The sequence below is a fragment of the Pseudomonas sp. SH10-3B genome (assembly GCF_019891415.1).
GTDB lineage: Bacteria > Pseudomonadota > Gammaproteobacteria > Pseudomonadales > Pseudomonadaceae > Aquipseudomonas.
In genome coordinates, this window is sequence record NZ_JAFLXD010000013.1 from 94,429 (window position 1) to 119,445 (window position 25,017).

Sequence of the window (25,017 nt, forward strand, 5' to 3'; positions counted from 1 at the left end):
CTAACCCTTCGAACCCTGGGCTCCCAGGTTTAACGTGGCGCGCAGGCGTAATACGGGATCAGGTATCGCGGCATAATCCTCCTGTGCTGTCGCGTCCAGAAACGCTGCAATACGGCCGAACACTGCAGCATCGCGCAATGCACCGTTGTGCCCTTTGCCTTCGGTGACGATCAGTTTGCTTTTGCCCAGTACATGGCTAAGGACCATGGCATCCGCCAGATCGATACTCACGTCACCCTTGTCATGCACTATCAGCACAGGCTGTTTTATCTTTGCGATTAACTCCGGCCCGATCTTATCGGGGTTGACGCCGTAACGCAGTCGGTAGAGTTGTTTCATCGATGTCGCAATATGCTTGGGCATTTTGTTGTTGAGCACAAAACTGTCGAGCATCTCGCCGAAGCTGCACGGACTGCTGATCAGGATCATTCGCTTGAGGGGCAGCCCTTGCAAGGCAGCCATGCAGCCCACCAAGCCGCCGGACGAATGACCGACGACCACTGAAAAAGGACCGTATTGCCGCTCGATATCGAGCACCGCCTTGGACAGATCGTAGAAAGACACACCCTTGCCGGGAGACACCCCATGCGCCGGCAGGTCTGGCGCGAAGACGGTGTACCCTTTGGCCTGCAAACGCTGGGCAAGGTGTCGGAGCATGATGCTTCGCCCGTCCCAGCCATGCAGCAGTAAGACTTTCTCGGCGTGCTGCTCGGGTTGCGGGTAAATGAACATTTTCACGAACGTATGCCGCCAGCTGAAGTTCTCCTGCCGACACTGGCTGAGCAACATCATTTCCGCGGGTTTGTAGGGCAACGGCCGGGTCTTTTCAAACAGATGCAGGGCATACAGCGCTGACAGGTAGGAAGACATCATGTCCAACGAATACAGGTCGAACAGCCTGATGTAACGGCAGACGCGTACATAGTGCGTGGTGGGCCGGACCCTGGCCTTCATCAGCAATGTCGGCCGAAGCCGCATCACCACCAGCACGCGAAGGTAATTCTGGTGGATCAACGAAACGACCAACAGCAGCGGATAGATAACACTAAAGAACATGCTCGCTCCCGATTTTATTCGCGAGCCGCCAGTACTCATTGGCAAAGGCCAGGAAGTAAAGGGTACTGAACCCGATGATGATGCTCAGGATCGCATTCAGGTTTGTGAAACGGTCCCAACCCACCAACAGCACGATCACCATGAGCAACTCTATGATCACCGTTAAGATCAGCACACGACGCGCCTGGTCCAGTTGTTCGAGCAATGCCTGCAGAGACGCCACGAATGCCGTGAGAAAAAATGTCGGCAGTAAGATCAGCATCATCTGGCTGCTGGCTTCCCGGATCGGCCCATCCCCGGAAAGAACGCCTATCAGTGTCTTTTCACTGAAATAGACGCCAACCGTGAGCACAAGATAGAGCCCGCCGATAAACATCAGCCCGCGGTGCAACAACCGCTTGAGTCCCTCACCGCTGCTGATGGTCAACCGCTGGTTGATCAATATCGCCAGCGCCGAACCGCAGGCCACGGCGGGAATAACAATGAACATCCTGATCTTGGTAATGATCAGGAACGCGGCGACATACTGCTCACCCAAGGTGCCTATCAGTGGAAACACCAGAAGGGAGCTGAAGAAGACCACGATAAAAGACGCGAAAATCGGCAAGCCAACCTGTTGAAGCAAACCTTTCAATCGCGGTACGAACGCCTGCGGTCGGTCATCCTGTTGCTGGTGACCGACCCGCCATACCAGCCATATCGCCACCGGGATCAACAGGCCGGACGCCAAGGCATTGGCCACGATAATGGAATAGAACCCCAAGCCGTAGACATGGTAGCCGGTGTAGCAAATACCGGCATTGAGGACGATATAGGCAATCACCAGCAGCATGCTCACGGCACTCTTGCCCTGCCCTCGCAGCGCGCTGTTGCACATTTCCAACTGAATGAACGGCAACATCGACAGGAAGTAGAGGGGCAGCGCCTCGCGGTAAAAGCCGCCGCCGGACACGGGCAGCAGCTTCTCCAGCCAAGGCGCTGAGAGCGCAATCGTGCCGCTGAGCAAGGCGACAATCACGATACCCAGCACGGCCAGAATCGACGTTGCCGTCAAGACTTTCTGTTTTGACCAGAGGTTCAAGGAACGGGCGCTGAATACCTGGTTACTGATCGCCAGGCATTCGAGGATCGCCAGGAACAAGAAGCTGAACGGCTGGATCATTGACAGCCAGTAAATCGAGGTGGTCTCGGCGCCGTGCCCCAAAATGGCGGTCTGGATATTCTGCGAAAACGACACCGCGACGGCCACGATAATCATGGGCCAGGCCAGCTTGAGCAGATCCGCGATATCCCGTCCCATCCCCTGGCTTTGCGACAGGGCAATACCCGGTGATGTCGTCACACGGCCTCCCCCAGGCTCTCGCGCCGTGGCAGGCCGTCACGGCCATTCGTTTTGCCATACAGGCTGTAGAACATCATCGAGAGGTAAGACAATGTGTGCGTCGCACCAAGCAGATAGCCATGCCCGCCCATGAGTTTTTCCGCGCGATTGGTCAGCTGGGTGATCTGCCAATGGTCTTCTTCGGCATCCTGGAAATCCTGGGCGGCGATGCGCATTTCCCACTGCAGTACCAGCAGGCTGCACTGGTTGCTCAGGTCCGCGAATTCAGCCTTGATCAACTGATGGCGAGTGGTTTTCGTACCAAAGCTGCGCCGCTCGGACAAGTGCGTCCAGCTCATGCCCAGCATGCGCGTGAGCAACCCCAGACGGGCAGCGATAGAGACCGTCAAGCGGGTCCCCTCGTCGACGACCGCCGGCTCCCCGCCCAGGAACTGAAGATCCAGGCCGAGGGAGGCAAGTACTCTGTCCGCCTGCGGTGACTGGCCATGCGCCGGCGTTCGGTCGCCAGGCACAAGTTGATAGCCCTGGCTGAATGCGCGGCGGGCCTGAGGGGTCAGTTCAAGGCGTAACAGCCGCACCGCTTCTGCGGGCTCATGGCCCGCAAACAGCTGATAGATAGGGTTGAACGGGCCGTCAGGCATATGAGCTCTCCACTTGCAGGTGCTGCTCAATCCAACTGATCAACTTACCCACGGTGGTAAAGGCATCCTGATTGATTTGATCGGGTTCAAACATCAGGCCTGGGACTTTTTCTTCGAGCGTCAACAAGAACTGTACAAACAATACCGAATCCAAATCCAGATCTTCGTTAAAGTCCGTGTCGCTATTGACCGACACGGCCGAAGCCATAACATCGTTGAGCGCTTCATTAACCGCCAAGAGAAGATGTGACATGTAAAACCTCGTTAGTGTGGTGTTTTTTCGATTAAAGCACAGGAGAGCGTGACGCCCATGCCCATGGTAAGGCAGAGAATTCTTTTACCCGCGAACGTTTCCAACAAGACCGACAAATTAAATAAGACATCCGAACAATAAGCATGCCCATAGTTGCCAATATGCTGAGTAAATAAAACACCCTTGAAGTTCAGCTTGGCCGCCACCCGTTGCAGCATGGGCAGATCCAGGTTGCCTGGAACGATGGCGTCGATACTGTCTGCCGAGACATTGAAGGTATCCAGCGCATGGAGATAAAAATCCTGATAGTGCTGCTCCAACGACGCATATAACTCGCGCCGGCGCACCGCAGGTTCCTGCCGGTAATTATCATAAAAGGACGCCAAGTGCCGGACGGCCGTATGCGTCACCGCCCACTGGGCGGGCCCTGCATTGAGCAGCATCGCCGCAGGCACTTCGGCCATGACGCCATTGTCGAGTCGGCTGATAGCACTGTGAAAAGCCTTTTCTCCGGTAAGCAGGAGCATGGGCTCAGCGCGTTTGACCAAGCGGTTCTTTAATAAATGAATCGCCGATAAGGCAGACGCACAATGGTTCAAGCTGACGCTCAATACTTCCCAATGACCTATTCCACAGGCCTGTGCAATCTCTTCCAGCCAATGATTATCAAAGAACGTGTTATGCGTTTGTGTCTTGGCATACACCAGGCAGCCTTTGACTTTTTTTATATCAGGGTTCGCCACCAGTAGCGCGCCGAGTGTTTCCAGCAGCATGTGCGCATGGGTTCTGGTAGACATTCCGACTGAGCATAAAGAGTAATACCGTTGAAGTACCTTACAAGCCCCCGGCTTTAAATCATGGGACTGTTCAAGCCTGTTCAAGGGGACTAATGAAATACGATCCGGCAACCAACATAAATAATTAATTGGCAGCATACGTTCCCACATGGAGTAATTTTTAGTGCATATAGAAATTACCCACATCGTCCCAGAAACGGAGTGTGCTTTTTGCCTCCAATTGCTGAAAAGGCATTAATTTCCCATTTGCAGGTCCCACAAATGGAATTTTAAATAACTCACGAGCGCGCCGACGACCGCAACCTGGGTGGCGCAATCATCGGCCCCCAGGCGCCCGCAGATCAGTCCAGCATGGCGACATGCTTGGGATGGCTGGCGACCCGTGCCAACCACGCCTGCACCCCCGGATAGGCATCCAGGTCAAAACCGCCTTCGCCGGCCACATGGGTGTAGGCATACAGCGCCACATCCGCGATGGAGAACTGGTCGCCCACCAGGTACGGCGTCAGCTGCAGTTGGCGTTCCATGACCTTCAATGCCTTGTAACCGCCCTTGTGCAGCTTCTTGTATTCCTCCAGGCGCTCTTGCGGCAGCCCCAGGTAAAACTGGATAAACCGCGCCACCGCAATATACGGCTCATGGCTGTACTGTTCGAAGAACTGCCACTGCAGCACTTGGGTGCGCAGGCGCGGCTCGGTGGGCAGAAACTCGCTGCCATCGGCAAGGAAGTTGAGGATCGCGTTGGACTCCCACAGGCAGGTACCGTCTTCCAGCTCCAGCACCGGGATCTTGCCGTTGGGGTTCTTGGCCAGGAATTCAGGGGTCTCGGTGTCACCGTTGAGGATGTCGATATCCACCCATTGATACGGGATGCCCAGCAGGTTGAGCATCAATTTGACCTTGTAGCAGTTGCCCGACTTGTAATCGCCATAAACCTTGTACATGGGGCTCCCCTTATGCCGCTTGCGCGTGCTGTGCTTGACGGACCACCGCGGCCAGGCGTTTGAGCCCTTCGTCCAGGCGGGCCGGGTCGATATGGCTGAAATTGAGCCGCAGTGAGCCTAAGTGCTGGTCCGGCTCGGAAAAGAACGGTTCACCGGGCATGAACGCGACTTCCTGATCGAGCGCAGGAGCCAACAAGGTGCGGGTATCGAGCGGCTGTTTCAAGGTCAGCCAGAAGAATAATCCGCCCTGGGGCACTTGCCAGTCGGCCAGTTCGCTGAAGTGGCGTTGTAATGCAGCCTGGAATGCGTCGCGGCGCTCGCGGTAGAAACTGCGCAGTTCCACCAGGTGCTGCTGGTATTTCTGCGTGCCGATCCACTGCATGGCCTGCCACTGGCCGACGCGATTGGTGTGCAGGTCCGCCGATTGCTTGAGCTTGAGCAAGTGCGGGAACAGATCGGGGCTGGCAATCAGGTAACCCACGCGCAGGCCGGGCAGCAGGGTCTTGGAGACCGTGCCGGTGTAGATCCAGCTGGCTTTTTTCAAGCGGCCGACGATGGGCTGCGCACTGCCGCCGTCGAAGGTCAGCTCACGGTAAGGTTCGTCTTCGATCAGGGTCACGCCGAACTCATCGAGCAACGCCGCGACAGCCTCGCGCTTGGCCTCGCTGTAGCGCACGGCCGAAGGGTTCTGGAACGTCGGGATCAGGTAGATGAATGCCGGGCGATGACGCTCGAGGTTGGCGCGCAGGCTGGCGAGGTCGGGGCCGTCTGCCTCCAATTGCACCGTGAGGCAATCGGCGCCGAACAACTGGAAGATCTGCAGCGCGGCCAGGTAGGTCGGACCTTCCAGCAGGATCTTGGTGCCCTTGTCGATATACAGCTTGGCCGCCAGGTCCAGGGTTTGCTGGGAACCGCTGACCACCAGCACCTGACTGGCCTGGCACGGCACACCCAACGCACGCGCTTCGGCGGCCAGCAGTTCACGCAACTGCGGCTCGCCTTCGCTCATGCCGTATTGGCCGATGTTGAGCGGCATGTCATCCCAGTCCAGCGCGGGCAGCATGGCCTCGGCCGGCAGGCCACCGGCGAACGACATCACTTCCGGGCGCTGGGCTGCGGCGAGGATTTCACGGATCAAGGAGCTTTTGAGGCGCGTAACACGTTCAGAGAAGGCCATAAGGTCACCGCTAGCGAAGCCTGTGGGAAATACGTCAAACTGGTTGACCGAAATTACGACAGCTTGAGCGGATACGTCAACATGCTTGACCTTAAAAACCAAAGCAGCCAGCAACAAGCCATGGAAGCGTTCTTCTTCGGCTACCAGGCGTTCACTGCCAAAGCCGATGAAATGCTTGAACGCCGTGGCCTGAGCCGGGTGCACCAGCGCATCGTGTTTTTTATCGCACGCTACCCCGCGTTGAGCGTCAAGGAACTGCTGGAATTGCTCGGTGTGAGCAAGCAGGCGCTGAACATGCCGCTACGCCAATTGCAGGAGATGCACCTGGTGGACAGCGTTGCGTCCGAGGCCGACAAGCGCAAACGCCTGCTGGAATTGACCGAGGAAGGTGTGCGGTTCGAGCAGTCGCTGCGCCGTGAACAGGTGAAGTTGTTGCAGCGCGCCTTCGCCGAGGCTGGGGAAGAAGCGGTGACGGGCTGGCTCGCGGTGAATCAGGCACTTGCAGGCCAGCCTTGATGCCCCGGTGGCGAGTGAGCGCTGCCTTTCATCCTTTTCACACAGAAAATAGAAAACATTATTTGCTTTCTTTGTATACAAAAGCATAATTCGCTTCGTGCGAGTTTCTGACCTATTGGTCAACAAACCCCGCCGGCACCTCACAGCGCACCGCGCTGGACATAACAATAAAATGCTTGAGGAGTACTCGCTGTGGATAGCCGCAAATCCGAAGCCCCGACGCTGGACCTTGCCCCCTCACAGAACGGCTGGCTCGAACGCCTGTTCAAACTGCGCTTGCATGGCACCACAGTGAAGACCGAGCTGATCGCCGGCCTCACCACCTTCATCACCATGGCCTACATCATCTTCGTTAACCCCAACATCATGGCCGACGCCGGCATCGATCACGGTGCGGCGTTCGTCGCCACCTGCATCGCCGCCGCCCTGGGCTGCCTGTTGATGGGCCTGTACGCCAACTGGCCGGTGGGCCTCGCACCGGGCATGGGCCTCAATGCGTTTTTCACCTACACCGTGGTCGGCACCATGGGCTACCACTGGGAAACCGCGCTGGGTGCGGTGTTTATTTCCGGCGTGCTGTTCATGGGCCTGACACTCTCCCGGGTGCGCGAATGGCTGCTCAACAGCATTCCGGTAAGCCTGCGCCACGCCATGGGCGCCGGCGTCGGGTTGTTCCTCGGGGTAATCGGCCTGAAGACCGCCGGCATCATCGTTGACAGCCCCGCCACGCTGATCAAGCTCGGCTCGCTGCACGAGCCGGCGCCGCTGCTGGCGGCAGTGTGTTTCCTGCTGATCGCGATCCTCAGCTACCACCGGGTGTTCGGCGCGATCCTGATCAGCATCATCGCCGTGACCCTGGCCGGTTGGGCTCTCGACCTGGTGCACTACAACGGTATTCTCTCCACACCTCCGAGCCTGGCACCGACCTGGATGGCCATGGACATAAAAGGTGTATTCAATGTCAGCATGATCAGCGTGGTATTTGCCTTTCTTTTTGTGCACATGTTCGATACCGCCGGTACACTGATGGGCGTTGCGCAGCGCGCCGGGCTGGTGAATGCCGACGGCAAGATCGATAACCTGTCCCGCGCCCTGAAGGCCGACAGCGCGTCGAGTGTGTTCGGTGCCATGGTCGGCGTGCCGCCGGTGACCAGCTACGTGGAAAGCGCGGCCGGTGTTGCCGCAGGTGGCCGTACCGGGTTGACGGCGGTGACGGTCGGCGTGTTGTTTGTGGCAGCCATGTTTTTCGCGCCGCTGGCGGGCATGATCCCGGCCTATGCCACCGCAGGCGCGCTGATCTACGTGGCGATGCTGATGATGGCAAGCATGGCCCACATCAATTGGGATGAGGCCACCGACAGCATTCCGGCCATCGTGACCGCAATCATGATGCCCCTGACCTTCTCGGTCGCCGACGGCATCGCCCTGGGCTTTATCACGTATGTGGCGCTCAAGGCGGGCACCGGCAAGTACCGCGAGATTTCCGTAAGCCTGTGGGTGCTGTGCGCAATTTTTATCGCTAAGTTCGTCTTTCTGTAAAAAGGAGCATGCAATGAGTCTGGAAACCTGGCTGCTGTTCAGCGGCGCTGCGCTGGTGGTGATCCTGATCCCGGGGCCGCTGTCGTTGCTGATGATCAGCAACAGCCTGAACTATGGCCTGCGCCGCTCGTACCCGGCATTTCTCGGTGGGGTGATTGCCTCGATCTGCCTGTTGAGCGCGTCGGCCCTGGGCCTGGGCGCATTGCTGCTCGCGTCGGAAAAACTCTTCAGCGCCCTGAAGATTGTCGGCGCGCTGTACCTGTTCTACCTCGCCTGGCAGAGCTGGCAGCAGTCACGCCAGCCATCCCAGGGGGCGACAGTGCCGCAGGCTGCGCCGGTGCCGCGCTTTCGCGCGCTGTTCGGGCGCGCTTTTGTGCTGGGGGCCAGCAACCCCAAGGACATCCTGTTTTTCGCCGCCTTTTTGCCGCAGTTTCTGAGCAGCCAGCAACCCTTCCTCCCGCAATTGCTGATCATGATCGCCACCTGGACCCTGCTCGACCTGCTCTGCAAGCTGGCCTACGGCCTGGGCGCCCATGGCGCTGCGCGGTACCTGCGCAGTGGCAGCGGTCAAAGCTGGTTCAACCGCGTCAGCGCTGCCCTGTTCGGCAGCGCCGGTGTGGCTTCGCTGGTCAAGGCTAGAGTGGCGTCACTCTGACGAAATAAACCGTTGGAGGCAGATTCCCCAGGCTAGGCCATTGAATGCCTGTGACGATCGGAACGAGGCGCTGTTCGACCATGGCGCTTCGGACCGTGGCGGCCAAGACTGAGTCCCGGTAGGCGTTGATAGCCGTATTCAGCCAGGAATCAGTCAGCCTCATATTCAATTGAACGCTACCTCGCTCAAGCCACTGATAGGTCATGTAATACACCTGGTTTGAACGTGGATGAGTCGCCACCAGTTCATGCATCTGAACATGGCCTCGCCTTATCTGCCACTCGTGAAGACTGAACCCCTGCTGCTCAAGCACTGACCTGACGGCCGCGCGTTGCGCGGTTTTTCGCTCAACCGCCAACGACATACCACCGGACCGGAGCCGCGCATCCAACGCCACGGAGGGCCTGAAGTCGACACGCGTGAAACCTGGGGTCTTGCCTTCGTAACCAATGAACACTGACGTCGGCTTCCTTTGCAACGGCCGTAGCATCCTCAGCAAATCATCCGTCTGACCTGGCCTCAAGGGATTTAGCGTCAACCAATCGTCCAGCGTCGCACGCAGGTTGAGCAAATGGCTGGCCGTTGCAGAGCGCGAGGAGTCCGACAGCTCAAGCACCCGGGCCACTGCAAACTTGCGGCTTTTACTCGTCAGCCCTGGAAACGCCCTGCCGACCTCGGACTCCGGCGGCCCCGTGAACAAAGGGGAATGAAGCTGCCACTCACCCGTCGCGGTACGCGTCGCCGGAAGCGGTTGTTCACCCAGTGCCGTGGTTGTCCATCGTTCAATGTCCACGCTGACCTTTGAAACCAGTGGCTCATGCTTGCCGATAAACACGATATCGCTCAGCGGCGCGTGCTCACCCTGGTGGAGCACCCTGTAATAACCCGCCCCCGATTGCGTGGGCGTGTCATACCGGCGCCCCACGTAAATGACGTCATAGGCAAATCCTGGAGGTTCCACCGGCACATGGAATACGCCTGAAGCCGAAGAGTTCAACGACTGCGCGTCGGGAGCCGGTGTACGCCAACTGAACCAGTGATCGGCCGGTGCGGATGACTGGCGAATCCGGTTGTGCGTGGCGATGCGCACACTGGGAGGCCGCCAGCTCGGCGCCTGGTCCGGTGCTCGCCACGGGCTGAGTCCCCCGGAACTCGGACCGGCCACGGGCGCATCCGCCCCCAGCAGCCATTCCTTGGGCGAGTAAATCGTCAGGATCAGCTCATCCGCTCCCGGCGCGTCGTGGTTTTTCAGGCGGAAAAAGTCTTCGCCCTCACGGCGGTAAATCGGGTAATGATGCGTTTCGTCCCCTAAGAAGTGCTCGCCGCGCCGAACGTACAGGCCTTTTTCTCCAGGCCCCTGCAACCCAACAGCGTTTTGCGGCCTGCCCGGGGTACGAAACCGTTCCAGAGGCTTGAGCCGCGTGACCGCAGAAGACGACTGGGGCACGTTGAGAGGCCACCCAAACTGCGCGAGGGTTGAACGATGGATGCGACCCAGGCCTGCACCTATCGACGGCACCTTAGGGCGGACCATAGCCCCCGGCTTCGCCTTTGGACCCGGCAAAAAAAACAGCAACAGGTCTATCGCTAAAAGCACCGTGCCAAATGCCACGTCCACCGCGACCAGAGGATCACGCGTGCGGTGATAGTGCCGCGCGGTCAGCAGCAGCTCATACAGTTGGTTACCCAAGCCAAAAAACGGCGAGACAATCGACAGCAAGGCTCGCGCCCGGCTATCCGCCTCGGCCTCCAGGCGCTGCTCGCGGTACTTCTCCAGACTCTTGCTCGACCGACTGCCGGCCTGTGCCTGACGGTGCAGATCAGTCGCCCGTGCCCGGTATAACAACGCCCTGGCATCACTGTGTGAGGTAGGTACCAACACCAACCAATGCAGCGGGTCACTGGCTATCTGCTCGAGGATCTGTTTTTCAATGTCCTCGACAAGCGCAGTGGGCACCAGGTGTTTGACAGAGAATGATCGAACAAACTCGGCACCGTGCCAGAGCCCCTTCAACAGGGCGCGATCAGGGCGCAAATCGGCCGGATCGAACAACGCCCCGTGTGTTTGCCCCGGATGCGGGTTGATGGCTTCAAACGCCCAGCCGGGTGCGATGTGCCGCGCCAGTGCGGTGACGTTATCGGGCGATGCCCAGTGACGGTTCAGGTATTCCTGGGCCGCTTGCAGGTTGGCATGCTCACTGAGGCTCATGGCATCCGGCGCGGCGGGCCAGTAAACCACGCAGCGTTGGGAAAGCCGGTCATGAATCACCAGGATGCCGGCGAAGTAACGGTCATGCTGCAGGGTATGGCCCACCAGATGCACGATGCACAGTTGCAATTGATCGCCGTGCGCCAGCAAGTCCTGAGGAACGCGTGCCTTCATGGCGGTATTGAAAAAGCGCTGCGCATCCAGCGTAAATCCGCGTCGAACCGCCGAATACAGATCGGCGTCGGCACCTGCCAGCAAGACGCGCCTCAAGAGTTGAGGCACACGCGTGTCGGTACCTGGGGAATAAAACACACGGTCGATCAATGCCGCATAACGCCCGCCGATATCCAGCGAGAACACCATATTAATCAAGTAGTCCGGGCTGAGTTGCTGCTTCCACGCCGGTTTCAGGTACTGGGCATACCGGAAACGCCACCACGTGGGCATCATCTGCGGGTCGAGGTTATGCAGCGCCAATTGCAGCAGGCTGAACCGCGAACGCTCAGCGCTTGGCGTCAGGACTTCCTTGCGATCACCCACCGTACAGCTGCTTTCCCAACCACAGACCTGGCTGTCGACGTGGTCGGGCATTTCGATAAACGGTGTGTCGATGTCCAGTTGCGGGTACAGATCGTCCTCGCGTAACCGCGCAATCAACAACTCACGGGCATAGGTGTGCAGAGCCGGTAACCGCTGTTTAAGGTGTTCCTCAAACGCCAGCACGCTGCCCAGGGAGTGACGCAGCAGGTGCTTGAAGCGTTTGCGCTGGGCCACGCTGGACTCGGTCAGCCAGGTTGGCAGTTTTTTCTTCGCGCTCGCGGCTTTGCGCACCAGATCCAAATTCACCCGTGCCTGGATCAAGGCATCGCTGACCGGTGCATTCAGATGCTGCTCCAGTTCGACCGCCAGCAGCAGGCGGCTCAATGGACCATCCTCGGTTTCACTGAATACACGGGCGCCGCCATCAAGGCCCTTGTACAGGCTGCCGTAACTCTTGAGCAGCCGCTTGAACGCCAGCAGCACAGGGTTGCCCTCAATGGTTTGGTAACGCACCGCCAGGGTTTGGTTGGCAGTGTGCTCACGCACGCCCTGGCGTTTTTGTCGCTCGACATAGCGTCGCAGTATCGATTCATCTCGGCTGCCAAGGCTGGTTTTGATCCCCACGGATAACGCGCCAAGGCTGTCAAATACCGTCACACCGCCCTCTCGCCCGAAAGCACACAAAACCACCGGCTCTCGTCGCTCGGGATCGCTGAGCGCCGCGTTGCGGGTCACCGCAAACAGGCTATGCAACGGATAATCGGCATCGGCTTCGGCCCCCACCAGCACCGACAGCACACAGGTCTCGCTGCCCACCCGCTTGCTGCCCAGCGGCGTACCCAGCACTTCGAGCAGCAGGTCGCGGTGGGCCGTGCGGACCAACTTGAGTCGGTGTTGCAACTCGATTTCGCCACGCAGCCAGTCGGTCCAGAGCTGGATGACAGAGGCCAGGCGATGGCGTTCACCGCTGGGTTTGGCCTTCCAGAACGCGACGTCGAACAGCTGCAGTTGCGCACCCTGCAACAGCGCGCACAGGGTGTCCGCCGTGGCCTTGAGTTGCGCTTCCAGCGTCACGAAATCACGCATGGCTTGGGTATCGTCCAAAGGATCCTGCGGGTTCAGCAGCCTCATCAGACCTTTTTCATAGCGTTTGACCTGATACAGCGCAGTGTCCATCGCCAGCCACGGCGCCGTACTGGCGAAAATGATCTCGTGGCGCCGCCGATGCTGATCCCAGGCCTGCAATGGCTGGCGAATACTCCCCAGCCGTGGTCTGCCCACCCAGTGTTTTCGGCCACGCTCGATGTAGGCGAGAAAACGGCCGGCGTCCGTCCCTAAAGGCTGTCGCGCAGCGGAAAAAACCTGCGCCAGGTTGATCGATACCGCACAGGCCAACTCGTTTTCCCATTGGCTCTCCAGCACCGCCTGGGCGCTGAGCACAAACACATCACCCCTCAACGCTGAACCTTGCCACTGCGCTGCCGCGGTCATTTGCGCCGGACACACCTCATGCCGTCGCCGCAAAGGCAGGCACTGCCACAGGTCATCCAACAACGCACTATTGACCAGCGCCACCAGGCCGCACTGCAGTTGGCTGAGTGACGGGTACTCGTAATAGTTGCGCGTCAAACCTGGCAGGTACATCACGTGCGGTGACTGCGCAGGGTCATCCACGCGATAGATATGCAACGCACCGGGGATTGGCATCAGCCGCGGGCCCACACCGGGCCACATCAACTGCCTTGCCTGGAGGCTGGCCCACGGCTCGCCCGCGCGTTGCCGCGCCTGCGCCGTCGGCGCATCCACCAGCGCCTGGACCATGGCCCTCCCGGCAGTCGATAACTCGTCCAGTTGCCATGCCACAAAAGCCTGGTCGGCGAACGCCTGCTGGTGCAACTCGCACCAGCGCTCCTGGCGCGTCAGCCACGATCCCGGCACCAGCGCCTGCCAATAGTCGCTGTACGCCTGGGCAAGCCGACCAAACAGGTTCAGCGCAATCACACGCTGACACGCCTCCAGCGGCGTAAAAGGTAAAACGCGCGCGGGATCGTCCTTGAGGCTGAGGGTGGTGTAGTGGTTGAGATTGATCGGCACCGAAGGCAGTACCAACAGGCGCAGTGTGCGGTCGGTCAGGCTTTCGACTTTTTGCGCGGCCGCAGGCGGTTTGGGTTCGGTGAGCAACAGGTTGTCCGGGTCCAGATCAAAGGCCTTGCGCAACTCGGCGCGGATTACCCGCAAGACCCTGGGCGCTCCCAGGATCAGGCGCGAGCGTAATTTGGCAGACTCTGCACTGCGCACATCAGCGGCCGCGAGCCGGTTGATCAACAGACTGGGATAGGGGCTGGCGTTGATCCGCCGCGTCAGTTCAGTGCGCATCGCCTGCCATGCATCGTCGTCAGGCACATCGGAATCGTCAGGTAAGGTCACGGCGGTATCTGCGTCGAGGAAAACACCTAGCCTATGCAGCACGTGCCCTCACAAGGCGCTAGATAATTGAACGCACCCCGGGCAAAAAAAAGCCCGCAGTGTGGGCGGGCAAAAAACCAACGAAGAGCTTTGGGGGTGTGAAGCGAGGTGACGACTCAGCTACCGCGATAAGTGGAGTAGCTGTAAGGCGAAATCAGCAGAGGCACGTGGTAGTGATCCTGTTCGGCACTGATGCCAAAGCGCAGCACCACGACGTCGAGGAAGGCCGGCTCCGGCAATTGCACGCCACGGGCGCGGTAGTAGTCGCCGGCGCTGAATTGCAACTGGTACACGCCGCTGCGGTAGTCATCGCCCTGCAACAGCGGAGCGTCACAGCGGCCGTCGCTGTTGGTCACGGCGGTGCTCACAAGCTCAAGCTGTGCGCCTTCGACGCGGTACAGCTCAACCTGGATGGCGCTGCCGGGGCAGCCGTGGGCGGCGTCCAGTACGTGTGTGGTCAGTCGTCCCATGGGGCGGGGCTCCCTTGCATGAAGTGAAATAGGCTGCACCTTTACGGGGCGTGAAAAAGCCGTGGACGCAACGATTAAGACACTTTTAATAAAAATTGTACACAATAAAAATCACAAAGTTTTGCACACCCTAGCGTACCTCGATCCTCAGCGCGATTTCTCAGCAAGCCTTGCTTTTAAAAGACCTTTTGTCCGTTTACTGACCAACTGGGCAAGTTTCTTGCAATGCTAAGCGACGGCATCCGCGTAGAAAAAATGCGGAAATACAGGCTTACAAAGCGACCATCAAGTTGTATACAATCAGCCCATCGCTGTGACGCCACCCAGTCTTTCCGCTGGCCGCCACACACTTGCTACCACGAACAAGAAGGAAGACTGCAGTGAGCGCTGACTACCCACGCGACCTGATCGGTTACGGCAGTAACCCTCCTCACCCCCATTGGCCGGGCAAGGCGCGCATCGCGCTGTCGTTCGTACTCAACTACGAAGAAGGCGGCGAGCGCAACATTTTGCACGGCGACAAAGAGTCCGAAGCCTTCCTCTCGGAAATGGTCTCGGCCCAGCCACTGCAAGGCGAGCGCAACATGAGCATGGAGTCGCTGTACGAATACGGCAGCCGTGCCGGCGTGTGGCGCATCCTCAAGCTGTTCAAGCAATTCGACATTCCGCTGACCATCTTCGCCGTGGCCATGGCAGCCCAGCGCCACCCGGATGTGATCCGCGCCATGGTCGAAGCCGGCCACGAGATCTGCAGCCACGGCTACCGCTGGATCGACTACCAATACATGGACGAGGCCCAAGAGCGCGAGCACATGCTCGAAGCTATCCGCATCCTCACCGAACTGACCGGTGAACGCCCGTTGGGCTGGTACACCGGGCGCACCGGCCCGAACACGCGGCGGCTGGTGATGGAGGAAGGCGGCTTCCTCTACGACTGCGACACCTACGACGACGACCTGCCCTACTGGGAACCCAACACTCCCAACGGCAAGCCGCACCTGGTGATCCCCTACACCCTGGACACCAACGACATGCGCTTCACCCAGGTGCAGGGCTTCAACAAGGGCGATGACTTTTTCGAGTACCTCAAGGACGCGTTCGACGTGCTGTATGCCGAAGGCGCCGAGGCTCCGAAGATGTTGTCCATCGGCCTGCACTGCCGCCTGATCGGCCGTCCGGCGCGCCTGGCCGCGCTGAAGCGCTTTATCGAATACGCCAAGGGTCACGAACAGGTCTGGTTCACCCGCCGCGTCGACATTGCCCGCCACTGGCACGCCACCCACCCGTTCCCGGGAGCGGCCAAATGAGCACCTTCCAGACGCTGAAACCCTCGACCTTGAGCCGCGACGCCTTCGTCCACGCCTTCGCCGACATCTACGAACACTCGCCATGGGTGGCCGAAAAGGCCTTTGAGCTGGGCCAGGATGCCTCGATCGACCAGATCGAAACCCTGCACCAGCGCATGAGCGACATCCTGTTGAGTGCTGATCATCAAAGCCAACTGGCCCTGATCAACGCTCACCCGGACCTGGCCGGCAAAGCGGCCGTCCAGGGCCAACTCACCCAAGCCAGCACCGATGAGCAAGCTGGCGCGGGGATTCACCAATGCACGGCCGAAGAGTTCTCACGCTTCACCGAGCTGAACGATGCCTACAAGGCCAAGTTCAAGTTTCCCTTCATCATGGCGGTAAAAGGCAGCAACCGGCATCAGATCCTGGCCGCGTTCGAAACACGCATTCACAACTCGGTAGACGCTGAGTTCAAATGCGCACTGGCCGAGATCAACAAGATCGCGTTGTTCCGTTTACTGACCCTCTAAACGACCATCCCCAGCCACTCTATTTAAGGCAGACAAGAAGAATGAAAGCTTACGCCGTACCTTTCGAGAAGTTCGTCAACCTGGCCGACGCTCGCCTGGGCACCAAGATCATCTCCGTGACGGATGACTGGTTCGCCGACGCCAACCGCCTGTTCCAGCCGACCCCGGCCGTGTGGAAGGAGGGCGTTTTCGATGACAACGGCAAGTGGATGGACGGCTGGGAGTCACGCCGCAAGCGCTTCGAAGGCTACGACAGCGCTGTGATCCGCCTGGGCGTACCGGGTTCGATCAAGGGCGTGGACATCGACACCTCATTCTTCACCGGCAACTACCCGCCGTCGGCGTCCCTGGAAGCCTGCTTCCTGGCCTCGGGCGAGCCTGACGACAACACCCAGTGGGTAGAAGTCCTGTCGGCCGTCGAGTTGCAAGGCAACAGCCACCACTACCACGAGATCAGCAACGACCAGGCGTTCAGCCACCTGCGTTTCAACATCTACCCGGATGGCGGCGTGGCCCGTCTGCGCGTGTACGGCGTGCCGTTCCGCGATTGGTCTTCGGTGGGCGACAACGAACAGATCGACCTCGCCGCAGCCTTGAACGGCGGTCGCGCATTGGCGTGTTCCGACGAGCACTTCGGCCGCATGAGCAACATCCTCAACCCAGGCCGTGGCGTCAACATGGGCGATGGCTGGGAAACCGCCCGCCGTCGCACGCCAGGCAATGACTGGGTGATCGTCGCCCTGGGCCACCCCGGCGAAATCGAGAAAATCATCGTCGACACCCTGCACTTCAAGGGCAACTACCCGGACACCTGCTCGATCCAGGGCGCCTTCGTGAAGGGCGGCACCGACAGCCAGATCGAAACCCAATCGCTGTTCTGGCGCGAGCTGCTGCCGGCGCAGAAACTGGAAATGCACGCCGAACACACCTTCGCCGAGCAGATCAAGGCACTGGGCCCGATCACCCACATCCGCCTGAACGTGTTCCCGGATGGCGGTGTGAGCCGCCTGCGCGTACTGGGTAAAGTTTCGAAGTAAGCAGTGAACCCCTGTGGCGAGTGGGCTTGCCCCCGCTCGCCACAGGAACTGAATGACACAACACAGAATTCGGATAAGAGACAGCCATGCGCACACTGATGATCGAACCCCTGACCAAAGAAGCCTTCGCCCCTTTCGGAGACGTTATCGAAACCGATGGCAGCGATCACTTCATGATCAACAACGGGTCGACCATGCGCTTTCACAAGCTGGCAACGGTAGAAACCGCACAGCCTGAAGACAACGCGATCATCAGCATCTTCCGCGCCGACGCGCTGGATATGCCGCTGACCGTGTGCATGCTGGAGAGACACCCACTGGGCAGCCAGGCCTTTATTCCGCTGCTCGGTAACCCCTTTCTGATCGTGGTCGCGCCACTTGGCGATGCACCTGTATCAGGCTTGGTCCGCGCCTTCGTCACCAACGGCAGGCAGGGCATTAATTACCATCGCGGCGTCTGGCACCACCCGGTGCTGACGATCGAAAAGCGGGATGACTTCCTGGTGGTTGATCGCAGTGGCACAGGCAATAACTGCGATGAGCATTTTTTCAAAGAGGATGAGCGGTTGATCCTCGCCCCCCACCAATAAGAGAAGGCCGGATCACCCGACAACAAGGGTGACAGGCGAGAGGTAAAGACTGTGGAAGCACATCTGTTGGAATGGCTGAACCTCAGCGTGCGCTGGGTTCACATGATCACTGGCGTCGCCTGGATCGGCGCTTCGTTCTACTTCGTCTGGCTGGAAAACAACCTCAACCGCGTCAACCCCAAGGACGGCCTGTCCGGTGACTTGTGGGCGATCCACGGTGGCGGTATCTACCACCTGGAAAAATACAAACTGGCCCCGCCGACCATGCCGGACAACCTGCACTGGTTCAAATGGGAAGCCTACTTCACCTGGATGTCGGGCGTCGCGCTGCTGTGCGTGGTGTTCTACCTCAACCCGACGCTGTACCTGCTCGCCCCTGGCAGTAGCCTCAGTGGCAGCGAAGGCGTATTGCTGGGCATCGGCTCACTGTTCGCCGGTTGGTTCATCTACTCCTTCCTCTGCGACTCGGCCCTGGGCAAACGCCCTGCCCTGCTCGGCTTGATCCTGTTCGTGCTGTTGATTGCCGCCGCGTACGGCTTCAGCAAAGTGTTCAGCGGCCGGGGTGCGTACCTGCATGTAGGCGCAGTGATTGGCACCATCATGGTCGGTAACGTGTTCCGCATCATCATGCCGGCGCAGCGCGCGCTGGTGGCGGCGATCGCCGAGAACCGCACGCCTGACCCGGCACTGCCGGCCAAGGGGCTGCTGCGTTCACGGCACAACAACTACTTCACCCTGCCCGTGCTGTTCATCATGATCAGCAACCACTTCCCGAGCACCTACGGCAGCCAATACAACTGGCTGATCCTGGCCGGGATCGCGGTGGCGGCGGTGTTGGTACGGCACTACTTCAACACTCGGCATAACAGCCAGAAGTATGCGTGGACCTTGCCGGTTGGCGCACTGGCGATGATTTGCCTGGCGTATGTGACCGGGCCCAAGCCGGCCGAACCGATTGCCAAGGCACCTGCGGCCATCGAGTACCAACCGTTGCCGGAAACCGCATTGGGCGGTGGCTTGAAACCCGCCGCGCCTGCGGCGACCGAACCTGCTGCGGCACCTGCGCCTGCCCAGGCAACGATTGATTTCGACAAGGTCCACGGGGTGATCCAGGAACGCTGCGCCGTGTGCCATTCGGCCAAGCCCACCAGCCCGTTGTTCAGCACAGCGCCGGCCGGGGTGATGTTCGATACCCCGGCGCAAATCCAGCAACAGGCGGCGCGTATCCAGGCGCAGGCGGTGGCGAGCCAGATCATGCCGCTGGGCAACATCACCCAGATGACCCAGCAGGAGCGGGATTTGATTGGCACTTGGATCAACCAGGGGGCGCGTACCAACTAACTAACAGATTCACATAGTTCCAATGTGGGAGGGCAAGCCCCCTCCCACAGGGGACTGCAGTGATTTAGAGATTGCGTTCCACACAACACAACAATAAAAAAGATCCGAGGTGTTGCATGACCGAGTTAGTCGAACCGCAGATTCCTGCCGCGCCCGCCATGGTGCGGCTGCCCCTCTTGCAACTGATTCTGGTAGGCCTGCAACACGTCTTGCTGATGTACGGCGGCGCCGTCGCCGTACCTCTGATCATTGGCCAGGCCGCCGGCCTGAGCCGTGAAGAAATCGCCTTTCTGATCAACGCCGACCTGCTGGTAGCCGGCATCGCCACCCTGGTGCAGTCGTTCGGCATCGGCCCGGTGGGCATCCGTATGCCGGTGATGATGGGCGCCAGTTTCGCCGCCGTCGGCAGCATGGTCGCCATGGCCGGCATGCCCGGTATCGGCCTGCAGGGGATCTTCGGCGCCACCATTGCCGCGGGGTTCTTCGGCATGCTGATCGCGCCGTTCATGTCCAAGGTCGTGCGTTTCTTTCCGCCGCTGGTAACCGGCACGGTGATCACCGCGATTGGCCTGTCGCTGTTTCCGGTGGCCGTGAATTGGGCCGGTGGCGGCAGCGCGGCGGCCACCTTCGGCTCACCGATTTACCTGGCGATTGCCGCCCTGGTACTGGCCACCATCCTGCTGATCAACCGCTTCATGCGCGGTTTCTGGGTGAATATCTCGGTGCTGATCGGCATGGGCCTGGGTTACGCCTTGTGCGGCATCCTCGGCATGGTCGACCTCAGCGGCCTGGCACAGGCGCCTTGGGTGCAAGTGGTGACGCCGCTGCATTTCGGCATGCCCAAATTCGAGTTGGCGCCGATCCTGTCGATGTGCCTGGTGGTGGTGATCATCTTTGTCGAATCCACCGGGATGTTCCTTGCGCTGGGCAAGATCACCGATCAGGAGGTCACGCCGAAGATGCTGCGTCGTGGCCTGCTGTGTGATGCCGGCGCGTCGTTCTTCGCCGGCTTCTTCAACACCTTCACCCACTCTTCCTTCGCGCAGAATATCGGCCTGGTGCAAATGACCGGCGTGCGTTGCCGCTCGGTGACGATCATGGCGGGCGCCTTTCTGATTGTGCTCAGCCTGTTGCCCAAGGCCGCGTATCTGGTGGCGTCGATTCCCCCGGCGGTGCTCGGCGGAGCGGCGATTGCCATGTTCGGCATGGTGGCGGCCACCGGCATCAAGATCCTCCAGGAGGCCGACATCGCTGATCGTCGCAACCAGTTGCTGGTGGCGGTGAGCATCGGCATGGGCCTGATTCCCGTGGTGCGCCCGGAGTTCTTCGCACAGTTGCCACTGTGGATGAGCCCGATCACCCACAGCGGCATCGCCATGGCCACCCTCAGCGCGCTGTCGCTGAATATCCTGTTCAACATTCTCGGCGGCGCTGAACGCCCCGCAGTCGACCCCGCCCACACCTGACGCATGCCCCATTGTCGCCCTGTGCGCGCTGTAACGGCGCACTTGAGCCCTGACGTGGGAGCCAGTATTCTCCGCGCCCGCTTGAATCGACGGTTCTTTACCGCCTTGGCGCGGCTCTTGCTGTAGCAATAAAGCTGACCATTTAGACCACTTTTGCAATAACCCAAAGGCGCCATACCAGAGCGCCTACTTAGAAAAACCATAAAACTTTAACTCGGGAGCAACCGAATGAAACCTATGTTCAAAGGCCTGATGCTGGCGGGATCCCTGCTGGCTGGCGGCCAGGCCGTGGCGGGTGACTTGTTGCAGTGGCAGAACAACAGCCTGACGTATCTGTGGGGCAAGAGCTTTACCGTCAACCCACAGATCCAGCAAACCGTCACGTTCGAACATGCCGATGCCTGGAAGTACGGCGACAACTTCGTCTTCGTCGACCGCATCTTTTACAACGGCAAGAAAGACGGCAACGTCGGCCCAAACACGTATTACGGTGAGATCAGCCCGCGACTGTCGTTCGGTAAGATTTTCGACCAGGACCTGTCCTTCGGCCCGATCAAGGACGTATTGCTGGCCTTCACGTATGAGTTTGGCGAAGGCGATAACGAGTCGTACCTGCTGGGCCCGGGCTTTGACCTGAACGTCCCGGGTTTCGATTACTTTCAGTTGAACTTCTACCAGCGCCAGACCGAAGGCAATCGCCCGGGTGATGGCGTCTGGCAGATCACTCCGGTGTGGGCGTACACCCTTCCCGTGGGCAACTCCGACATCCTGATCGACGGCTTTATGGATTGGGTAGTGGACAACGACAAGAACGCCCGTGGCACTTACCACGCCAACCTGCACTTCAACCCGCAGGTCAAATACGACTTGGGCAAGGCGCTGCATTGGGGCGACAAGCAGTTGTATGTGGGTTTTGAATACGACTACTGGAAGAACAAGTACGGGATCGAAGACTCCGGCGCGTTCAAGACGACCCAGGACACGGCGAGCTTCCTGGTCAAGTATCACTTCTAAAAGCCACTGCAAGACAAATGTGGGAGGGGGCTTGCTCCCGATAGCAGTGTGTCAGTCAACAAATAGAGTGACTGACACTTCGCTATCGGGAGCAAGCCCCCTCCCACATTCAGATAGGCGGCAGGCACAGGAACCGCATGATCTCTTCACGCTTGGCCAGCGCATCCTTGCGGCCCAACTCAATCAACTCGCTGCAATACCCCGCCTCGAACAGCAAGTAACTCAGCACCCCCGCCCCGCTCGTCTTGGTCGCCCCCGGCCCACGTAAGAACAAGCGCAACGCCGCCGGTAATTCCTGCCGATGGCGCGCCGCGATTTCGTCGATCGGCTGGCTGGGCGCAATCACCAGCACGTCCACCGACGCCAGCCCAGGCGCGACATGACTGAACTGATTCAAGCGCTCCAACAGCTCGATATCACTTTCCAGGCTGTCAATGAACGTGCTGTTGAGCATATGCCCACCGATCTGTGCCAGCGTCGGTTCCTGGCCGGTGTAGGTGCGTTGCGCCGACGGCTCATTGCCCCGTGGGTTGCCGCTGACGCCGACCACCAGCACGCGGGTCGCCCCCAGGTGCAGCGCCGGGCTGATGGGAGCGGATTGGCGCACCGCGCCGTCGCCGAAATATTCCTGGTCGAGCTTCACCGGGGCGAACAGCAAGGGGATCGCCGAACTGGCCAACAGGTGCTCAACCGTCAGTTGCGTCGGCACGCCGATACGCCGATGGCGCAACCATGCATCGATGGTGCCGCCACCTTGATAGAAGGTCACAGCTTGCCCGGACTCATAGCCGAAGGCCGTGACGGCCACCGCATGCAGATGCTTTTGGCGGATGGCGTCGTCGATCCCCGCTAAATGCAGCTTGTCCTGCAACAAGTCACGCAGCGGCGAACTGTTGAGCAGCGCCACCGGCAACTGCCTGCCCAGGCCCAACAAGCTATGGGTGAAGAAGCGACTCGCCTGGCGCACCACCCCCGGCCAATCGCTGCGCAATACCAGGTGACTGCGAAAGCCCTGCCAGAATGCGGTCAGGCGCTGGATGGCCGCCGTGAAATCCATCGCACCACTGGCCAGGCTCACGGCATTGATCGCGCCGGCAGAGGTGCCGACGATCACCGGAAAAGGATTCGGCGCCCCCGGCGGCAACAGCTCGGCAATCGCCGCCAATACCCCCACCTGATACGCCGCTCGCGCCCCGCCGCCGGAAAGAATCAAGCCTGTAACCGGTTCAGCTGGGCGCATTGCATCACTCCGTGTGGGGAAAAGTCGGTTTTAGCGACGGCGTTTTTCGTACAGTTTGGGCTCACCCGGTGGCCGGCTCTTGAAGCGGCGGTGGGTCCATAGGTATTGCTCGGGGCACTCACGCACCGAGGCTTCGACCCATTGGTTGATACGCAGGCAGTCCACCTCATCGCTTTCGCCGGGGAAGTCGGTCAACGGCGGGTGGATCACCAGGCGGTAACCGCTGCCGTCCGCCAGGCGCTCCTGGGTGAACGGCACCACCAGCGCCTTGCCCAGCTTGGCGAACTTGCTGGTGGCGGGCACGGTGGCGGCCTGGATGCCGAACAGCGGCACGAAGATGCTTTGCTTGGCGCCGTAGTCCTGGTCCGGCGCGTACCAGATCGCGCGGCCGGCACGCAGCAGCTTGAGCATGCCGCGCACGTCCTCGCGCTCGACCGCCAGGGAATCGAGGTTGTGCCGCTCGCGGCCACGGCGCTGGATAAAATCAAACAGCGGGTTGCCGTGCTCGCGGTACATGCCATCAATGGTGTGCTTCTGGCCCAGCAGCGCCGCGCCGATTTCCAGGGTGGTGAAGTGCAGGGCCATGAGGATCACGCCCTTGCCATCCAACTGGGCCTGCTTGAGGTGCTGCAGGCCTTCGACATGGGCCAGGCGCGCCAGGCGCTGGCGCGACCACCACCAGCTCATGGCCATTTCAAAGAAGGCGATGCCAGTGGACGCGAAGTTCTCCTTGAGCAGCTGTTTGCGCTCTTTGGCGGATTTTTCCGGGAAGCACAGTTCCAAGTTGCGTGCGGCGATGCGGCGACGTTCGCCGGCCACACGGTACATGCCGGCACCCAGCAGCCGACCAATGGTCAGCAGCGCGCGATACGGCAGTTGGGTGACCAGCCACAGCAGGCCGAGTCCCAGCCATAACAGCCAAAAGCGCGGGTGAAAAAATACAGCTCGAAAACGCGGGCGATCCATTACAGATTCCGGGAAAGACAGGGCCGCGCATTCTACAACGGTTCGACTCGGCTTGCGGCCAGTGAGTGTTCTCGTTATAAGTCTCGACACTTTTCGTGACAAGCCGCTTTTTGCCGACCATGAGCCAAACCGAACCGCTAGACCAAGATCCCGTGTTCCAGCTGAAAGGCAGCATGCTCGCCATTACCGTGCTGGAACTGGCCCGCAACGACCTCGACGCCCTGGATCGCCAGCTCGCTGCCAAGGTCGCCCTGGCGCCGAACTTCTTCAACAACGCCCCGCTGGTGCTGGCCCTGGACAAACTGCCGGCCGGCCAGGGCAGCATCGACCTGCCCGGATTGATGCGCGTATGCCGCTCCCACGGACTGCGTACCCTGGCGATTCGTGCCAGCCGTATCGAAGACATCGCCGCCGCCATCGCCATTGAACTGCCAGTACTGCCGCCGTCTGGCGCGCGTGAGCGCCCATTGGAACCTTTGGTCGGCGAAGTGAAGAAAAAACCGGAAAAACCCGCGGAACCGACGATCAAGCCTACAAAGATCATCACCACGCCCGTACGCGGCGGACAGCAGATTTACGCCCAGGGCGGCGACCTTGTGGTGATCTCCTCGGTCAGTCCCGGCGCGGAACTTCTTGCTGATGGCAATATCCATGTATACGGCCCGATGCGCGGACGCGCCCTCGCCGGCATCAAGGGTGATACCAAGGCGCGTATTTTTTGCCAGCAGTTGACCGCTGAACTAGTGTCCATCGCAGGCCAGTACAAGGTTTCAGAAGATTTGCGCCGGGATCCGCTGTGGGGAGCCGGGGTGCAGGTCAGCCTGTCGGGCGATGTGTTGAACATCATCCGTCTTTAACGGATACTGCCGCATTTTCCAAGCATCTCTAGACTCTGATAGCAAAGCGAAACTGGCAAGACTTGCGTAGGAAAAGTTGGAA

General features: G+C 59.8%; 22 protein-coding genes. 11 read left to right on the forward strand and 11 right to left on the reverse strand.

The features are described from left to right. The 7 genes from J1G35_RS12700 to J1G35_RS12730 all read right to left on the reverse strand — a co-directional run bounded on the left by J1G35_RS12700 (nucleotide 1) and on the right by J1G35_RS12730 (nucleotide 6,210). On the reverse strand, nucleotides 1-1,056 hold the full coding sequence (locus J1G35_RS12700) for an alpha/beta fold hydrolase (RefSeq protein ID WP_223015126.1): 1,056 nt from the start codon (nucleotides 1,054-1,056) through the stop codon (nucleotides 1-3). Next, nucleotides 1,046-2,398, reverse strand: a complete 1,353-nt coding sequence (locus tag J1G35_RS12705; protein WP_223015127.1) for an MATE family efflux transporter — start codon at nucleotides 2,396-2,398, stop codon at nucleotides 1,046-1,048. Before J1G35_RS12705 ends, J1G35_RS12700 begins: the two co-directional genes overlap by 11 nt. Continuing rightward, nucleotides 2,395-3,039 carry a hypothetical protein gene (locus J1G35_RS12710; RefSeq protein WP_223015128.1) on the reverse strand — a complete coding sequence of 215 codons (645 nt, stop codon included), beginning with the start codon at nucleotides 3,037-3,039 and terminating at the stop codon, nucleotides 2,395-2,397. The genes J1G35_RS12705 and J1G35_RS12710 overlap by 4 nt, the downstream gene beginning before the upstream one ends. Continuing rightward, the gene (locus J1G35_RS12715) at nucleotides 3,032-3,292 is read right to left on the reverse strand and encodes a phosphopantetheine-binding protein (RefSeq protein ID WP_223015129.1); all 261 of its coding nucleotides are present in this window, start codon (nucleotides 3,290-3,292) and stop codon (nucleotides 3,032-3,034) included. Before J1G35_RS12715 ends, J1G35_RS12710 begins: the two co-directional genes overlap by 8 nt. An 11-nt stretch (nucleotides 3,293-3,303) precedes the next feature. After that, complete coding sequence (locus J1G35_RS12720) at nucleotides 3,304-4,065, reverse strand: 3-oxoacyl-[acyl-carrier-protein] synthase III C-terminal domain-containing protein (protein WP_262417275.1); 762 nt, start codon at nucleotides 4,063-4,065, stop codon at nucleotides 3,304-3,306. 365 nt (nucleotides 4,066-4,430) lie between these two features. Beyond that, entirely contained in the window at nucleotides 4,431-5,033 is a 603-nt protein-coding gene (locus J1G35_RS12725; protein WP_053129269.1) for a glutathione S-transferase family protein, read from the reverse strand. 10 nt (nucleotides 5,034-5,043) lie between these two features. Further along, nucleotides 5,044-6,210 (reverse strand): PLP-dependent aminotransferase family protein, encoded by a 1,167-nt coding sequence (locus tag J1G35_RS12730; RefSeq protein WP_223015130.1) that lies wholly within the window; start codon nucleotides 6,208-6,210, stop codon nucleotides 5,044-5,046. 81 nt (nucleotides 6,211-6,291) lie between these two features. On the opposite strand from J1G35_RS12730, the gene J1G35_RS12735 reads away from it, so the two are divergent. The 3 genes from J1G35_RS12735 to J1G35_RS12745 all read left to right on the forward strand — a co-directional run bounded on the left by J1G35_RS12735 (nucleotide 6,292) and on the right by J1G35_RS12745 (nucleotide 8,920). Continuing rightward, nucleotides 6,292-6,726, forward strand: coding sequence for a MarR family transcriptional regulator (locus tag J1G35_RS12735; protein WP_223015131.1), 435 nt, complete (start codon nucleotides 6,292-6,294; stop codon nucleotides 6,724-6,726). 192 nt (nucleotides 6,727-6,918) lie between these two features. Next, on the forward strand, nucleotides 6,919-8,265 hold the full coding sequence (locus J1G35_RS12740; RefSeq protein ID WP_223015132.1) for an NCS2 family permease: 1,347 nt from the start codon (nucleotides 6,919-6,921) through the stop codon (nucleotides 8,263-8,265). A 13-nt stretch (nucleotides 8,266-8,278) separates the two neighbouring features. Next, a complete protein-coding gene (locus J1G35_RS12745) occupies nucleotides 8,279-8,920 on the forward strand; it encodes a LysE family translocator (protein WP_053129259.1) in 642 nt (213 codons plus the stop codon). On the opposite strand, the gene J1G35_RS12750 is transcribed toward J1G35_RS12745, so the two are convergent. Both J1G35_RS12750 and uraH read right to left on the reverse strand, forming a co-directional pair. Then, on the reverse strand, nucleotides 8,901-14,096 hold the full coding sequence (locus J1G35_RS12750; RefSeq protein ID WP_223015133.1) for a DUF6543 domain-containing protein: 5,196 nt from the start codon (nucleotides 14,094-14,096) through the stop codon (nucleotides 8,901-8,903). The genes J1G35_RS12745 and J1G35_RS12750 overlap by 20 nt on opposite strands. Nucleotides 14,097-14,251: 155 nt before the next feature. Continuing rightward, on the reverse strand, nucleotides 14,252-14,605 hold the full coding sequence (gene uraH / locus J1G35_RS12755) for a hydroxyisourate hydrolase (RefSeq protein WP_053129253.1): 354 nt from the start codon (nucleotides 14,603-14,605) through the stop codon (nucleotides 14,252-14,254). 380 nt (nucleotides 14,606-14,985) lie between these two features. Between uraH and puuE the strand changes: the two genes are divergently transcribed. From puuE to J1G35_RS12790, 7 genes are all read left to right on the forward strand, one after another. Next, nucleotides 14,986-15,912 carry an allantoinase PuuE gene (gene puuE, locus J1G35_RS12760; protein WP_223015134.1) on the forward strand — a complete coding sequence of 309 codons (927 nt, stop codon included), beginning with the start codon at nucleotides 14,986-14,988 and terminating at the stop codon, nucleotides 15,910-15,912. Continuing rightward, nucleotides 15,909-16,424: a 2-oxo-4-hydroxy-4-carboxy-5-ureidoimidazoline decarboxylase gene (uraD, locus tag J1G35_RS12765; RefSeq protein ID WP_223015135.1), complete on the forward strand. Its 516-nt coding sequence runs from the start codon at nucleotides 15,909-15,911 to the stop codon at nucleotides 16,422-16,424. Before puuE ends, uraD begins: the two co-directional genes overlap by 4 nt. A 41-nt stretch (nucleotides 16,425-16,465) precedes the next feature. Further along, a complete protein-coding gene (gene alc, locus J1G35_RS12770; RefSeq protein WP_053129245.1) occupies nucleotides 16,466-17,461 on the forward strand; it encodes an allantoicase in 996 nt (331 codons plus the stop codon). Nucleotides 17,462-17,547: 86 nt separating this feature from the next. Beyond that, on the forward strand, nucleotides 17,548-18,051 hold the full coding sequence (locus J1G35_RS12775; RefSeq protein ID WP_027603915.1) for an ureidoglycolate lyase: 504 nt from the start codon (nucleotides 17,548-17,550) through the stop codon (nucleotides 18,049-18,051). Nucleotides 18,052-18,102: 51 nt separating this feature from the next. Next, nucleotides 18,103-19,392, forward strand: a complete 1,290-nt coding sequence (locus J1G35_RS12780; RefSeq protein WP_053129242.1) for a urate hydroxylase PuuD — start codon at nucleotides 18,103-18,105, stop codon at nucleotides 19,390-19,392. Between the two features lie 116 nt (nucleotides 19,393-19,508). Further along, the gene (locus tag J1G35_RS12785; RefSeq protein ID WP_053129238.1) at nucleotides 19,509-20,858 is read left to right on the forward strand and encodes a nucleobase:cation symporter-2 family protein; all 1,350 of its coding nucleotides are present in this window, start codon (nucleotides 19,509-19,511) and stop codon (nucleotides 20,856-20,858) included. A gap of 228 nt (nucleotides 20,859-21,086) precedes the next feature. Continuing rightward, complete coding sequence (locus J1G35_RS12790; RefSeq protein ID WP_223015136.1) at nucleotides 21,087-21,872, forward strand: outer membrane protein OmpK; 786 nt, start codon at nucleotides 21,087-21,089, stop codon at nucleotides 21,870-21,872. A 109-nt stretch (nucleotides 21,873-21,981) separates the two neighbouring features. Here the strand turns inward: J1G35_RS12790 and J1G35_RS12795 are convergent, their stop codons facing one another. Further along, entirely contained in the window at nucleotides 21,982-23,112 is a 1,131-nt protein-coding gene (locus tag J1G35_RS12795; RefSeq protein WP_223015137.1) for a patatin-like phospholipase family protein, read from the reverse strand. Nucleotides 23,113-23,142: 30 nt separating this feature from the next. Continuing rightward, nucleotides 23,143-24,078 carry a lipid A biosynthesis lauroyl acyltransferase gene (locus J1G35_RS12800; RefSeq protein ID WP_053129229.1) on the reverse strand — a complete coding sequence of 312 codons (936 nt, stop codon included), beginning with the start codon at nucleotides 24,076-24,078 and terminating at the stop codon, nucleotides 23,143-23,145. A gap of 119 nt (nucleotides 24,079-24,197) precedes the next feature. Here J1G35_RS12800 and minC point away from each other — a divergent pair, with 119 nt between their 5' ends. Next, on the forward strand, nucleotides 24,198-24,935 hold the full coding sequence (gene minC / locus J1G35_RS12805; protein WP_053129226.1) for a septum site-determining protein MinC: 738 nt from the start codon (nucleotides 24,198-24,200) through the stop codon (nucleotides 24,933-24,935). Nucleotides 24,936-25,017 lie beyond the last annotated feature (82 nt).